Source organism: Streptomyces sp. A0642, from assembly GCF_004795105.1.
GTDB lineage: Bacteria > Actinomycetota > Actinomycetes > Streptomycetales > Streptomycetaceae > Streptomyces.
In genome coordinates, this window is record NZ_SSBL01000001.1 from 291,943 (window position 1) to 305,295 (window position 13,353).

The 13,353-nt window shown below is 67.7% G+C and carries 9 protein-coding genes; 5 read left to right on the plus strand and 4 right to left on the minus strand.

What is annotated here, in order from left to right:
* Positions 1 to 4: 4 nt before the first annotated feature.
* The 3 genes from E6R60_RS01215 to E6R60_RS01225 all read right to left on the minus strand — a co-directional run bounded on the left by E6R60_RS01215 (position 5) and on the right by E6R60_RS01225 (position 2,760).
* Positions 5 to 211 carry a DUF397 domain-containing protein gene (locus E6R60_RS01215; protein WP_136324448.1) on the minus strand — a complete coding sequence of 69 codons (207 nt, stop codon included), beginning with the start codon at positions 209 to 211 and terminating at the stop codon, positions 5 to 7.
* Positions 208 to 1,044, minus strand: coding sequence for a helix-turn-helix transcriptional regulator (locus E6R60_RS01220; protein WP_136324449.1), 837 nt, complete (start codon positions 1,042 to 1,044; stop codon positions 208 to 210). Before E6R60_RS01220 ends, E6R60_RS01215 begins: the two co-directional genes overlap by 4 nt.
* A gap of 408 nt (positions 1,045 to 1,452) precedes the next feature.
* Positions 1,453 to 2,760, minus strand: coding sequence for a hypothetical protein (locus tag E6R60_RS01225; RefSeq protein ID WP_136324450.1), 1,308 nt, complete (start codon positions 2,758 to 2,760; stop codon positions 1,453 to 1,455).
* A 318-nt stretch (positions 2,761 to 3,078) separates the two neighbouring features.
* Here E6R60_RS01225 and E6R60_RS01230 point away from each other — a divergent pair, with 318 nt between their 5' ends.
* The 3 genes from E6R60_RS01230 (at position 3,079) to E6R60_RS01240 (ending at position 9,196) form a co-directional block, all read left to right on the plus strand.
* The gene (locus E6R60_RS01230; RefSeq protein ID WP_136324451.1) at positions 3,079 to 6,546 is read left to right on the plus strand and encodes a DEAD/DEAH box helicase; all 3,468 of its coding nucleotides are present in this window, start codon (positions 3,079 to 3,081) and stop codon (positions 6,544 to 6,546) included.
* 67 nt (positions 6,547 to 6,613) lie between these two features.
* Positions 6,614 to 7,159 (plus strand): ATP-binding protein, encoded by a 546-nt coding sequence (locus E6R60_RS01235; protein WP_346766055.1) that lies wholly within the window; start codon positions 6,614 to 6,616, stop codon positions 7,157 to 7,159.
* 114 nt (positions 7,160 to 7,273) lie between these two features.
* The gene (locus E6R60_RS01240) at positions 7,274 to 9,196 is read left to right on the plus strand and encodes an ATP-dependent endonuclease (protein ID WP_136324452.1); all 1,923 of its coding nucleotides are present in this window, start codon (positions 7,274 to 7,276) and stop codon (positions 9,194 to 9,196) included.
* 69 nt (positions 9,197 to 9,265) lie between these two features.
* Here E6R60_RS01240 and E6R60_RS01245 read toward each other — a convergent pair whose 3' ends face one another.
* Entirely contained in the window at positions 9,266 to 10,825 is a 1,560-nt protein-coding gene (locus E6R60_RS01245; RefSeq protein ID WP_136324453.1) for a hypothetical protein, read from the minus strand.
* A gap of 290 nt (positions 10,826 to 11,115) precedes the next feature.
* Here E6R60_RS01245 and E6R60_RS01250 point away from each other — a divergent pair, with 290 nt between their 5' ends.
* Positions 11,116 to 12,543, plus strand: a complete 1,428-nt coding sequence (locus E6R60_RS01250; RefSeq protein WP_136324454.1) for a PIN-like domain-containing protein — start codon at positions 11,116 to 11,118, stop codon at positions 12,541 to 12,543.
* Positions 12,544 to 12,634: 91 nt separating this feature from the next.
* Positions 12,635 to 13,261: a hypothetical protein gene (locus tag E6R60_RS01255; RefSeq protein ID WP_136324455.1), complete on the plus strand. Its 627-nt coding sequence runs from the start codon at positions 12,635 to 12,637 to the stop codon at positions 13,259 to 13,261.
* The last annotated feature ends 92 nt before the right edge of the window (positions 13,262 to 13,353 follow it).

Here is a 13,353-nt window from a genome sequence, read left to right on the forward strand (position 1 = left end):
GTGATCAGCCCTGCGCGGCGAACTCCACGAAGGCGGCCCAACCGCCGGAGGCGACCGACAGGATGGGCCCCATCTTGTCCTTCGAGTCGCGGACATGGACGGCGCTGGGCGAGGTGGCCACCTCGATGCACTGCCCGCCCTCGCCGCTGCTGTAACTGCTCTTGTACCAAGCGGAATTGGGCAGACGGGGCGCAGGCTCTTCGACGTTCATGTCTCTCCCAGCAGTTTCTCTACGAGGTTCAGCGATTCACGCGGTGTGAGCGCCTGGGCTCTGAGGAGACCGTACTGTTCCTCGAACTCCCGGACCACCCTGCGCTCGGTGTAGAGGCGGCTGTCCTTGTGTACCTCCACGTAGGCGATCCTGCGCTCTTCCTTCGTTTCGATCAAGGTGAAAGGCCCGGACACTCCAGCGTGGTCCTCGCGGGCATTCGGCATCACCTGGATCTCGACGTTGCGCTGCTGTCCGCACAGGAGGAGGTGCTCGAGCTGGCCGCGCATCACGTTCGTCCCACCCAGGGGGCGGCGCAGTACCGACTCTTCGATGACGAAGCTGATGGTGGGCAGAGGCCGCCGCTCGAAGATCTCGTGTCGAGCCATCCGTGCGGTCACACGTTGCTCCACGGTCACTTCGTCCAGCAACGGCCTGCGCATAGTGAACACGGCCCGTGCGTACTCTTCTGTTTGCAGCAGGCCGTTGACCACATGAGTGTCGTACACGTGCAGCTCAACCGCCTCCGCCTCCAACCGCGCCGCATCCCGGAAGAACGCCGGGTACTGCGCCCGAGCGACCTCCTCCTTGCTCGCCTTCAGCACCCCACCCGCGTCCAGCAGGTCGTCCGCCTGGTCGATGAACTTCGGCGGCGGGATCCTCCGTCCCTGCTCGAACGAGGCGATGCTCGACGCCGAGTACCCCGCCATCGCCCCGAACTCCGCCCGCTCCAAGCCAGCCCGCACCCGGAACAGCTTCAAGTGCTGTCCGAAGACGTGCAAGATGCCGGACCCGACCTCGCGCTCATGATCCGCCTGCTGTCGCTGATCGTCCACGCCCTACGCCTCCCGTTACCGTCCCGCTTCGCCCGGCCTGCCCCGAACCGTCCCCACCCGTGAATCGGCCAACGCCGCCCACCCGGGCCGGTCACGCCACGCCCCGCGTACAACCCGCGTGCGGACGCGTACAACAGGGACTCGTCGGGACCTCTCGCCTGGTCAACGGTATGCACGCGTCGAGTTCGTTTACTGCCTGAACCGAGCGGTTCCCCCAGAAGTGCGTGCAGCGAAGAACGTGAGGTGCGCGCCGCTCCGATCCAGGCGGCGTGTTCGAGCTCGTCCCGGATCGCTCGGGAGGTCGTGGCGATGGTGTCCGTTCTAGCAGCCGCAGGCTGCCGATGGTCAGATTCCGCCAAGCGGCGTCGCCCCCTGCGCGACACCAAGTGACTGCGAGCGCGCCTACGCTCACACGGGTAGCGCAGGGAACACGACCACCGAGCCGTCCTTGTCACGGGCGATCTCAATCGCCACGTCCGTCGCGCGACTGTCGGTCATGGCGCCGTCGCTCAGCTGGTGAATCCGGTGTGTCGCGCGCATCAGGCGATCAACTTCACTGGTCGTGAAGACGGGCCGCAAACCGTTCGGGCGGGCCAGCTCCAGCGCTGACAGACGCATCAGGACACCGGCGACGCCCGACTCCAGTTCTTCAAGGCCCTGTTGGTCGCGTCTGAGTACGCGGGTGAAGTTCTCGAACAGGTTGTCGGGGTTCTTCTGGGCATGCTCGACGGCCTGCAGAACGTCGACTCTCCGCTTCAGCGCAGTTGCCAGGGCGGCAAGTTCGAGGTGAGCGCGGAACGTACCACCGTGATCGTCCACGCCCGGAAATGACTCGGTCAGCTTGCCGATCTCGACGGGCTTGCCCTCAGGAAGGGCGTCGAGTGCTCCCTGCCACCGCTGAAGGCGGCTGCGGGCCTTGGACAGCGCCGTATCGATGGCGTGCACTGCCGAGTCCAGTCCCAGTGAGGCGCCGATCTCGCCCTCGTCAAGCAGGATGGCAGTGGCTCTGTCGATGGCGTTGCGGCAGCCGTCAAGGTTGCTGCGCTCGTCATCGAGCTTCTCTTCGTGCAGTTGCTCCAACAGTTCCGTGATGTGCTCGATGGCCTGCTGGCGTTTTTGGTCGGCATGCGCGCTCACCCCCACCGCCACGGCCATGAGAACGAGCGGCGCGGCCACGGTGAGCGCCACGCTGCCGGTGGCCGCGACGCCGGCCGTTGCACCGGCTCCACCGACTGCGCCTGCTGTTGCCGCTCTGCCGACCGGAACAAACGTCGCCTGGGCGGCGATGCCTGTCGAGTCCACGAGTGCACCGTGGATGCCACCCGCCACCGCCTTCGACCGCATCGAGCAAACGAAGCCCTGACCGAACTGGGCGGCAACTTTCGCCGGAACCACCATGCGATACAGGCCTTCGCCGGCAGCGGTCGCCGTCGCCGCCACAGAGGAACTTCGCGCCGACTGCGTGATGAGCTGTGACAGGTGCTGCGCCAACGGGCTCACGGCATCGAGCCGGATACCTCGACTGCGGTCGATCTGGGCGGGCAGCGGATGCGCCTCAAGTGTGGCGATCGGCGCGTTGGCCAGACCGGCCAGCACACCGCGCAGTTCAGCCAAGCGCTCAGCCGTCAACGGCCCGTCGCCGGTCACCGCGGGCACCTGGACGTCACCGGTCGCCAGGGTCCACACCGGCACGGTCGCCTTACGGTAGTCAATCATCGTTTCTCCCCCTTGATTCCCCACAACAGACTACGGCTGACGCGAAACAAGAACGGCACGAATCTTGTGCACGTCCGCCTCATCGAGCCCATTCGTTGTCGGGCAACGGGCGCTGGATCAAAACGGTTGCAAGCTCGCGGAAGGCGTCAGCATTTCTCGGACGAACTCCGTTCCCGACGAGTGTCCGCCTCCCGTCGCCGCTCACGGCACAGCGGACACCGGCCCGACGTCAGATATACGCCAACGCCCCCTCCGCACCGGGCACGGAGCTGACTAGGGTGATCGTTCCTGGCGGACCGGAACGAGGGGGCGGGCCGTATGGCGGCGAGCAGCGAGCGGCGGCGCAGGGCGGACATCGTGCGCTACTGGCGGGCGGTGGAGATGTTCAGCCCGCAGAAGGTGGAGAAGGCCTCGCCGCCGAGAGGCGTGTACCCCGTGGAGTCCGGGCGCCCGCTGCCGTGGGAGGAGGGGCATCCCGTACGGCGGCGGAGTCCAGGCCGGAACATGGTCAGGCAGCACACCGTCTACTGCGGGGTGTACCCGGTTGCGTCCGTCCGGGATGTCCTGCTCGATGTCTTCGGCGGCAGCGAGGAGGACCACGACGGGCGGGTGGACGGCGACAGCGCCCTGTTGGCCTTCGAGGTCACGGACGAAGGGTTGCTGGTCCAGGACTCCATCACCTTCTCCGCGTGTGCCTGGGCGACGGGGCGCAGCCGTAGGCCAGGCCCAGGGGCCCAAGGCTGGCTCGACGGCTTTGAGACAGAAGCCGAGGCGTGCGAAGGCATCGTGCTGGGCGTCGGGGACGGCAAGGTGACGATCGCGGACACGACGCCGGGGCAGCGGCAGCGCCCCTTCGCAGGGTTGCTGTGCGAGATCACGGTCGGCGCGGTCGGCGGCGCCCTGAACGCCGCGCTCGGACCGGTACTCGGCGACCTGGCGGTCGGTGCTGTCAACGGCGTCGTCGATGCCGTGGCCAACCGCGGCGCCCGAGGTTCTGGCGGCAGCCAGGACGACGGTTCAGTGGACGACAGCCCGCTGGACGAAGGCGCAGCCGATACGGGGGGCGACGAGGACGGCCCACCCCGGCTCGGCGAGAAGCCATTGACCGTGCGTGACCTGTCGGCCGTCACCCGCTGGGTCGCTGAGCAGTTCGGCGTCACCGACGACCTGCGGCCGGAGACGATTCGGGTCCAGTGCAAGTCGGTGGCCCGGCGGAAGGCCGGCCGGTCGGGCGGGTCGGACTTCCTCAACAGCTTCATCGCGGCGGACCTCGACCTCGTCGCGGGCAGCCTCGGCAAGGATGAGCCGGGCCCCGCGCTGCGGGACTACCTGACGGCCTCGACCGCGCTGCGCGGCCGTACGCGCGTCGACCTCAAGCACGAACCCGGAGCGGTACTCGCCGGCGTGCGGCCGGCCGACTTCCCGCTCGGGCGCTGGCCCGCGAAGACGGAGCACCCGCTGGTCCTGAGCCAGCAGTTCGCGGTGAACCGCATCGTCGAGCAGCTCGCCGACACAGAAGGGCTGTACGCGGTGAACGGCCCGCCCGGCACCGGCAAGACCACACAGTTGAGGGACCTCATCGCCTCCGTGCTGGTCATGAGAGCGGAGAAGCTGTCCGAACTCCGGCGGCCCGAAGACGCCTTCACCGGTCAGCCGCACCGCTGGAGCACCGGCACCTATCAGCGGTCCGTCGCCTCGCTCAAACCGGAGCTGACGGGGTTCGAGATGGTGATCGCGTCGGCCAACAACGGTGCCGTCGAAAACGTCTCCAAGGAGATCCCGGCACTCGAATCCGTCGCGGCAGAGTGGCGGGAGGCAGCGTCCTTCTTCCCGGAACAGGGTCGCCTTCTCCTCGACGGCGCACCGTCGTGGGGGACTCTCGCCGCGAAGCTCGGCAACAAGGGGAACCGTTCGGATTTCCGTAACAAGTACTGGTTCGGCCCGCCGAAGGAAGAGCGGGCCGAGCGTGGCGAAGGCATGCGCGACGCACTGAGGACGGCCGCTTCGCGTGGCTTCGACCTGATGGAGTGGCGGGAGTACGTCAATCGTTTCCGGGCCGCGCGGCTGGCGGTGCAGGACCTGCGGGACGAGCGTCAGCGAGCGTACGAGGCACTCCTGGACTTCGCCGGCTCGGAGGCGGCCGTCACCACCGCGCAGGAGGCGGTTGTCAGCGCTCAGCGGGATGTCGACGCACTCCGGCAACCGGCTGCGGAGGCCCGTGCGGCTCGCGGCAGAGCACAGACGGACCTCGTCGGCCCTGCGGGCAGGAGGGCGGAGCACCGTCGGCACCGCCCGGGCGTGGCCGCGGGCATCTTCACCCTCGGCTCGGCGCAGCGCGACTGGCAGGTGGAGGACCAGCTGCTGGCCGTAGCGGAGCAGGCAGCCCGGGACGTGTTCGAGGAACGCACACAGACGGCCGCCGCGTACGATCGTGCCGAAGCTGCCCATCGAGGTGTCCTCGACGAAGCCGGGAGGGCGCTCCAATCGGCGGAAGCGCACCACGCGCAACTCCGGGCCACCTTGGAGGCGGCTCTCGATCGCTGGGACACCTTCATTCCGGGCCAGGAAGCGCGCGGTGAGCGGACGGAGGAGGACGCCAGAGAGCTCTCTTCACCCTGGTCCGATCCCGCGTTCACCCAGGCCCGCACCCGGCTCTTTCTCGCCGCGATGGATCTGCACCGTGCGTTCATCAATGGAGCGGCAGACCGGATGCGCAAGAACCTCGACGCCGCGATGGACGTCCTGTGCGGCGACGCTCCCAAGACGCTGAAGCCGGAGGTGGTGCTGGCGGCCTGGCAGAACCTCTTCCTCGCGCTGCCGGTCGTCTCCACCACCTTCGCCTCACTGGACCGGATGTTCGTGGGTCTGGGGCCCCGGTCGCTCGGCTGGATGCTGATCGACGAGGCCGGCCAGGCGACCGCCCAGATGCCGGTAGGTGCTCTGTGGCGGGCGCGCAGGAGCGTCATCGTGGGCGATCCTCTGCAACTGGAGCCGGTGATCACATTGCCGCACACGGGACAGCAGGCACTGCGTCGCACCTTCGGCGTGGCCGACGAGTGGGAGCCGTCCCGCACCTCGGCGCAGCGCGTGGCGGACCGGTTGAACAGCTACGGCACCTGGCTGCCCGCGCCGGACGGCTCGGAGGACGACCGGGTATGGGTGGGGTCGCCTCTGCGCGTGCACCGACGCTGCGACGACCCGATGTTCACGATCAGCAACGAGATCGCGTACGACGGACTCATGGTGCACGGGGTGCACCGGGACGACGACTACGCGGTGGCCCGGCGAGGCGTGTGGTGGCCGGTGAGCGGCGGGCGCGCGTCGCAGGGCAAGTGGTCGCCGGAGGAGGGGGACTGCGCCAACGTCATTGTGCACCGGCTGGTCGATCAGGGTCTCGACCCGGAGCGCGAGCTCTTCGTCATCAGCCCGTTCCGGGATGTCGTGGCCGGACTCCGCCGCAGCCTGTGTCAGGTCGTCCCCCGCGACAGAGTGGGCACTGTGCATACGACCCAGGGGAAGGAAGCCGATGTAGTGCTGCTGGTCCTCGGGGCGGGCGGCGACAAAGCAGGCCCGCGCGTCTGGGCGGCATCCGCCCCGAACCTGTTGAACGTCGCGGTGAGCCGCGCGCGCCGGCGGCTGTTCGTTGTGGGCGACCACGACGCATGGCGGGGGCACCAGCACTTCGACGTACTCGCACGTCAGCTGCCGTGCATGTCGGAGGCCGAGCAGGCGGCCATGCGGGAACTCGCTCCGCCGGTGCTCGCCGAAGGGTGCCGCTGCTGGTAGTCGAGGGAGTGGTCGACCGTGGTGGCGACCGAAGCGGGCAACCTACGCGCACGTCACGCTCTGTTGCGTGTACAGCACGCACTCGTCCGCGCGTCCGCCCTGGTCAGCGGCATGCCGTGGGCGAGAGGGTCGTCGTCATGAGTCGAGCGACCACCTCACAGATGCCGGGCCGGCAACCGGCTGCACGGGTAAGCGAATTCGTCATGCAGTTCACGTTCACTCCACGAGGTGCCCGGCTCGCTCGGCGTCTCGTCTCGCACCGGCTCGACGAGTAGGGCCACCCTACGACTCCACCGCCAACGAGACCTTGGCTCTGATCGCCGCGGAGCTGGCAGCGAACGCCATCCGTCACGGCCACGTACCCGGAAGGGACTTCCACGTGAGGCTCGTCCAACGCACAGTCGGGACAACGACGATGCTCCGCATCGAGGTTGCCGATACCCGTACCGAGCGGCGCCCTTCCCTTGAGACGCCGGCTCCGCCGGCCGCCGAAGAGGAATCGGGCCGAGGCCTGTTGCTCGTCTCGCGGGTCGCCGATCGCTGGGGCGTGGCACCTCGCGTCGGAGCGCCGGGGAAGAGCGTGTGGGCAGCTCTCGAACTCAATTCCCAATAGGCGATGTTGTGTTCGGCGGAAAAAAAAATCTGATTTCCAGCTGCCGCCGTCGCTAACATCATGATTGTCACAGTGGGCCCACCCGGCTCACCCGAACCACATTCCAGGACGACCGTGAAAATCAAGCGCGTGCGCGTTGAGAACTTCTGCTGTCTGCACAAGGTGGACATCGCCTTCGAGGACATTACCTGCTTCATCGGTCCGACCGGTGTCGGCAAGTCCACCGTGCTGCGCGCACTCGACTGGTTCTTCAACGGCGAACGTTCGGTCTCGCTGAGCACGGACGATGTCCATTCGGCGGCCGAGGGTGAGCGCATCTCCGTCGAGGTCGAGTTCGACGGGCTCACCGCTGACGACCGCGACGCTCTCGGCCGGTACGCACCCGAGGGAGCCGAGACCTTCAGTGTCTGGCGGACCTGGGAGGCGGGCGACGACAAGATCACCGGGAAGGCTTTGGCCTATGGCCCCTTCGAGGAGATCAGGCGACATGCCAAGGCGATGGACAAGCGCCGGGCGTACAACGATCTCCGCGAGAGCGACCCAGAGCTCGGACTGCCTTCGGCCGGCAAGGCGGAAGTCGTTGACGAGGCCATGAACCTCTGGGAGCTGGCGAACCGGGAGCGGCTCACCGAAACCGAGATCGAGGGAACACATTTCTTTGGGTTCGCGGGGCAGAGCAAGCTGGCCGAGCTGATCGACTTCGTCTTCATCTCGGCCGACCTCCGTGCCTACGAGGAGGCTGATGACTCCAAGGCGACGGCTCTCGCCCGCATCCTGAACTACTCGGTGGACCGCTCCCAGGCGAACGTGCAGCTGGGTGAGATCGAGGATGCCGCTCACCTTGCACGCCAGAAGGTGCACGCCGACGTCTATGGGGCTGTGCTCGAGGACCTGTCGGCCGCGCTGTCGAGGGAGGTGGCACAGTTCACGACCGGTCGGGACATCGTCGTCACCCCCACGGTGCAGGCGCCCAGGGCCTCCAAGACCGTGTTCGAGGCGAGTGTCATGGATGGGGCCGCCAAGACGTCCGTCTATCGCCAGGGGCACGGCTTCCAGCGCGCACTGATCATCGCGACCTTGAAGTACCTGGCCGAGCAGCGCCGTGCCGACGGAGGGACGCGCACTCTGTGCCTTGCTGTCGAGGAGCCTGAGCTGTACCAGCACCCGCCACAGGCAAGGGTGTTCGCGGAGGTGCTGCGCGGGCTGGTCTCGTCGTCGCCAGACGGTCGGACCCAGGTGATGTACGCGACTCATAGCCCTGTGTTCATCGACCCGGAGGGCTACCACCAGATTCGGCGGCTGAGCCGTGAGGCGGTGGGGGCGCATCCGGTTACCCGGGTCTGGCAGGCATCGGAGGCCGAGTTGTGCGCGTCGCTCACAGGGTTGGTGGGTGAGGACGCGATCAAGCGGCGGACGGGTCCCCGGCTGGCGGGCTCCCTGGCTGAGGGTTTCTTCGCCCATGGGGTGGTGCTTGCCGAGGGCACTACGGATGGAGCCGTGCTCGCCGGGTGTGCGGAGCGGGCCGGCGTGAGCCTTGGCGCTGAGGGGATCACCGTCATCGATGTGACGGGCAGGGACAACATTCTCCTCTGCCATGCGATTCTCAGCTCCCTCGGTGTGCCGTGTCATGTGATCTTCGATGGCGACGCCGGAATGCTGGAGCGTAAGACAGAGTCCGTACAGCACTTGGGGCCTGAGAAGCGGCAGGAGAAGGTACTGGACTTCGAGCGCCAGGCGCGGAAGATCGCAGATAACAATGCGAGCTTGCTCGGATATCTGGGTGCCTCGCGAACGCCCTGGCCCGCGACCGAGCCGTCCGCGACCTACACGGTGTTCGCAGACGTGCTCGAGACGTATCTCTCGGAGCATTGGCCGGCCTGGGATATTCGCCGGCAGGAGCTGATCGACGCGGGGGACGGGGTGCCGGACAAGAATGCGGCTACGTACCGCGAGGCGGCCCGAACAGCGAGGGCCGAGCCGCCGTACGTTCTGCAGGCGGCTCTGGAGAACGTACGGGCTTTGACCAGGTCCTTCTGACTCCCCGGCCTCGTGAGTTGCGTGGAGGGTCACGCACGCCGTGCCCTCCACGCCTGGTCCGGCACAGCCTCAGCCGCAGGCGCTCGTCCCGGCCTGCGTAACGACCACATCCTCAAGCCGGACGGACACCGACTCGTCGCGGCGGGGGTCCCACAGCCATACGCGGTCCCCGGATGTGCCGAAGGTGAGCAGGGGGTGCGTAGTGGCGAGCGGACCGTTGAATACCGGAATCCCCTTCGACACGGGCTTGACGCAGACGAGTCGGCCCTGGGCCCCGTAGTACGACGCAGGAGTCTTGCCGGACGCTGCAGCCGTGCGTGCTCGGTTTGCGGCCGCCTCCGCCCCGACGAGTCCGGCGGTCAGGGAGATTCCGATGACGAAGAAGCCCATGAGCGGGACACCGATCCGGACCATGCCCCGCGCGTACACCCATTGGTGGTAATGGCGCATCCAGCCGGCCATGGCCAGTACTACGGCCGAGAGGCCCAGCGCGATTCCGATGGGCTTGAGTGACGCCGCATAGGTCCAGTACACCGAGACCTGGACGGCGTCGGCGGGGACACCGAATCCGGCCTTGAGATACACCGTGTGCAACAGGCCCCCGAACCAGGGCAGGCTCAGGGCGAGGGCGGGGATGAGCGCGGGCAGGGCCCAGTTGGCGTTGCGGCTGAACCAGGAGTGAACCAGGGCGTATCCCAGCCCGTAGAGGATCAGGGCGCAGAGAACCACCCCGAGCACCGCGTACGCCGTCACAAGCGCCACTTGTGCCGGAGGGCCGGGCATGTAGAAGGTCAGCGCCAGGCCGGCCACCGTTATCGAGGCGACGGCCGCAGTACCCCAGGCCAGGGTGACGGCACGAGGCTGTTCTTCTCTGCGGTTGGTGAGCTCATGGCCTACGGGCCAGACCAGGGCGCATGCCACAACCAGCGGCACCAGGATGAACAGGCCCTCCGCGGCCGCGGCAGCAATTCCGCAAGCGAGCGCCAGGACCAGGCCCGCCAGCACAGGGCCTGCCAGGCGCCAGGTCGACACCGGAGCCGGCGGCGGGGCGTCGGGGTCTCGGCCCTCCATGCCCATAGGGACGCGTAGCTGGAGGTTCTGCGGGTCGTACGGGCGCCCGGTCAGTGTTCCGAGCTCCAGACGCCGTTCGAGCGCTTCGACGGGAGGACGGCCGTTCTGCTTGAGAATGCGGACCGTGGAGATCACGCCGAGCGACGTCCGTAGCGCTGCGATCCTGGCCCGGGGGCTTCGGGAACCCGAAGGGGCGGACGCCTCCGGGAGCCGACGGTGGGCGTGGAACACGGAGCGGTAGTCGTGAGCCAGGTCGTGCTCGATGAGGACCGCGTCCAGCACCCACATGCCCGCCTGGTGCCGGCGAGCCAGGTTCTCGATCTCCGAGACCGCGGCCTGCACCGCGCCGAAGCGCGCACCGTGCAGCCGGACTTCGACCAGCAGCCCCACGCGCCCGGGGCCGAGTGCCGAGGCGTCCGGACTGTCGTCGCGGGGGAGCCACGGACGCACCGACCACCCACGCCCCTCCAGGAGTTGCGCCGCGAGCCCCGTCTCGTCCGGGCTGTCGACGACAGCGACCAAAACCTCGATGCGGCGGTTGAAGGGCTCAACCGGCATGGGCCCCGCCTCCGCACGTTCGTCGGTACCGCCCTGGTCACCCGAGCCGGCGGACCCGGCTCGAGGGCCCGGTACCGTCCTCCCGCCCGATCGGCGGGTGACCGTGCGCACGATGCGTAACAAGCTGCCTTCTCCGTTTCCGCGCTGCTCGCGCATGACGTCAGTGCTCTTGGCCTCGATCGGGTGTAGTTGGCCGAGATAGCTCTCTCGTATCACGGCCGAGCCTGGAACCATGCCCATCACTGCCCCGGGGAGCACGAAGGGGCCAACGAGGGGAAGCACAGAGCACCATGGCGTTCAAGGACGATCCGGCGGAGAGCGGGACCGAGACCGATGCCGGAAGCGGGCCCGGACGAGGGATCTTCGACTGCGACGGAGCCCATCAGAGCCCGCGGAAGAACGACTACGAGCGGGTCTTCCAAAGCGGGATGGTGGTCCTCGACACCAATGTGCTGCTCAATCTCTACCGTTCCAACGCCCGCACCCGGCAGGACACCCTGGCTGTGCTCACCAAGCTCCGGGACCGGCTCTGGGTGCCGCACCAGGTGCTCACCGAGTTCTGGCGGAACCGTGAGCTGAAGTCCGTACGCCATCACCACAGCACCAAGGCCAAGGAGACTTCGGTGGCCTTGGCGCGGGTCCGGCGGTCCGCGAGTGACGCTGTCGACCGTTGGGTGAAGGACGTACGGCTCAAGCATGACGAAGGTGTCACCCAGCAGATCAACGAGCGCCTGTCAGCACTCACCCGGACCGTGGAGGAACTCCAGGGGATCATCGATGCTCAGGCCGAACGCGACGCGCTGGAGGGTACGGCCGAGACCCACAGCGACCCCGTGCTCGTGGAGCTGGAGCCTCTCCTGTCCGGCCGCGTCGGTGAGCCCCTGCCGACCGACGAGTACGACAAGGCCGTCCAGACAGCTCAGAAGCGGGCCGACGAGGAAATCCCTCCCGGGTACGAGGACTTCAAGGACAAGCCTGCCGAGCGGGCCGCCGGGGACTATCTGCTGTGGTTGCAGTTGCTGCAGGAGGCTCGGCGACGTGACTGCGATGTGTTGCTGGTGACGGGTGACGTCAAGAAGGACTGGTGGCAGCAGCGGGACGGTGACATCCCGGCGCGGCCCAGGGCCGAGCTGGTGGTGGAGCTGAAGGAGCAGGCCGGTGTGCGCCTCTACATGCTGACCCCGGCTGAGCTGCTCGTCTGGGCCGAGCAATTGCTGGAAGGTCTGCATGTCGACAAGGATTCGGTGGACGACCTGGAGCAGTTGCGTGGAGTGGACCGGGACGACGACGAGCTGGAAGAAGGCTGGAGTCAGCAGTCGCTGGACGCGTTCATCGGGCAGCTAGTCCTTCGCTACCCGGCACATGCCAAGGTGATCGTGGCCGCCGCCGCGAACGGAGGGTTCGTGGACCGGGAGACGGTGTACGACCTCGCGGGCTACCCGTCGGACCGGCAGCTCAAGGGGTTCACCCGGCCAGTCAGCACGGTGGCACGCGAGCTGGAGGACCTGGGGGTGCTGAGCGGCGAGGAGCCGTTTCTGCTGCACACCATTTACGGATCGCTGACGGAACCCTCCTGGGCCAGCGGATTCCGTATCCCGGACGAGACGGTCCCGCTCCTTCGTGCGTCCTTCGAGGGCGGTCAGCTCTGGCCCGCTGCCTCCAAGGGCGGTACGGAGCCCTCTGAGGAAGACAAGGCATCGGAGCGCGAGGAGCCGTAGGCAACCGGCGTTCTCCGGCCGATTCGCGCCCTTGCCCCTCCCTTCTGCCCATGTCACACAGGTGGGGGAGTGCCGGGAGACAGGGGAGACCATGAACAGTGGCGTGGCGTGGAACGGCAAGGGGACGAGCCCCTCCGCGTGGGCACAGCAGCGCTTCGGAGTGCAGGCGAGCGGTCTCGTCGCGGGCGTACCGAAACGACTGGCGCGTGCACACCAGCGGGCGAGGGCCGTGCATGCTGAGGCGAACCTCAAGAAGCGCGGACCGTACGGACACGTTCTTGCCGAAGCGGTGCGCGAGGAGCTGGCCGATGAAGCCGTTGCGCTCGGCGGCACGGTCCGTGAGCTGCGCGGCTACGCCTACGCGGTCATCAACGGCCACGCCCTGTTTCCGTTCCGGTACGCCGACCGTGCGGCCCCACTGGACCGTGCGCGGTTGCGGGCCGATGTCTCGCCCCAGCGCAGACGCATGTTGACCGCCCACGGGCCCGAGGCGCCGGAGGGCCTCTTTCCGCTGGACGACATTCTCACCACGGATGAGTACGACGAGCTTCACGAGGCTTTCGAGGAGCTCGGGCGCACGACGAAGCTCGTCTCCGTGTTCTTCACCTCGGCGTGGGCGGACGGAATCCACGCCATCCACTGGGGCGATGCGCACCTCGACGGAGACCGGACATTCGCCTGGTCGCACGTCGAGCGGCTGGCTCCGGGGAAGGAGTGACCTGAAGAGCCTCTGCCGATGTTTCCATCACCTGGCTGGTATGCCGTGTGAGCTGGCAAGATAGGGCCGTATGCGCGCAGCGCGGATGATGT

What these genes read in the sequence shown, in the direction of transcription:
- E6R60_RS01215 (WP_136324448.1), bottom strand. Translation starts at nt 211, where the DNA reads ATGAACGTCGAAGAGCCTGCGCCCCGTCTGCCCAATTCCGCTTGGTAC.
- E6R60_RS01225 (WP_136324450.1), bottom strand. Translation starts at nt 2,760, where the DNA reads ATGATTGACTACCGTAAGGCGACCGTGCCGGTGTGGACCCTGGCGACC.
- E6R60_RS01230 (WP_136324451.1), top strand. Translation starts at nt 3,079, where the DNA reads ATGGCGGCGAGCAGCGAGCGGCGGCGCAGGGCGGACATCGTGCGCTAC.
- E6R60_RS01245 (WP_136324453.1), bottom strand. Translation starts at nt 10,825, where the DNA reads ATGCCGGTTGAGCCCTTCAACCGCCGCATCGAGGTTTTGGTCGCTGTC.
- E6R60_RS01250 (WP_136324454.1), top strand. Translation starts at nt 11,116, where the DNA reads ATGGCGTTCAAGGACGATCCGGCGGAGAGCGGGACCGAGACCGATGCC.
- E6R60_RS01255 (WP_136324455.1), top strand. Translation starts at nt 12,635, where the DNA reads ATGAACAGTGGCGTGGCGTGGAACGGCAAGGGGACGAGCCCCTCCGCG.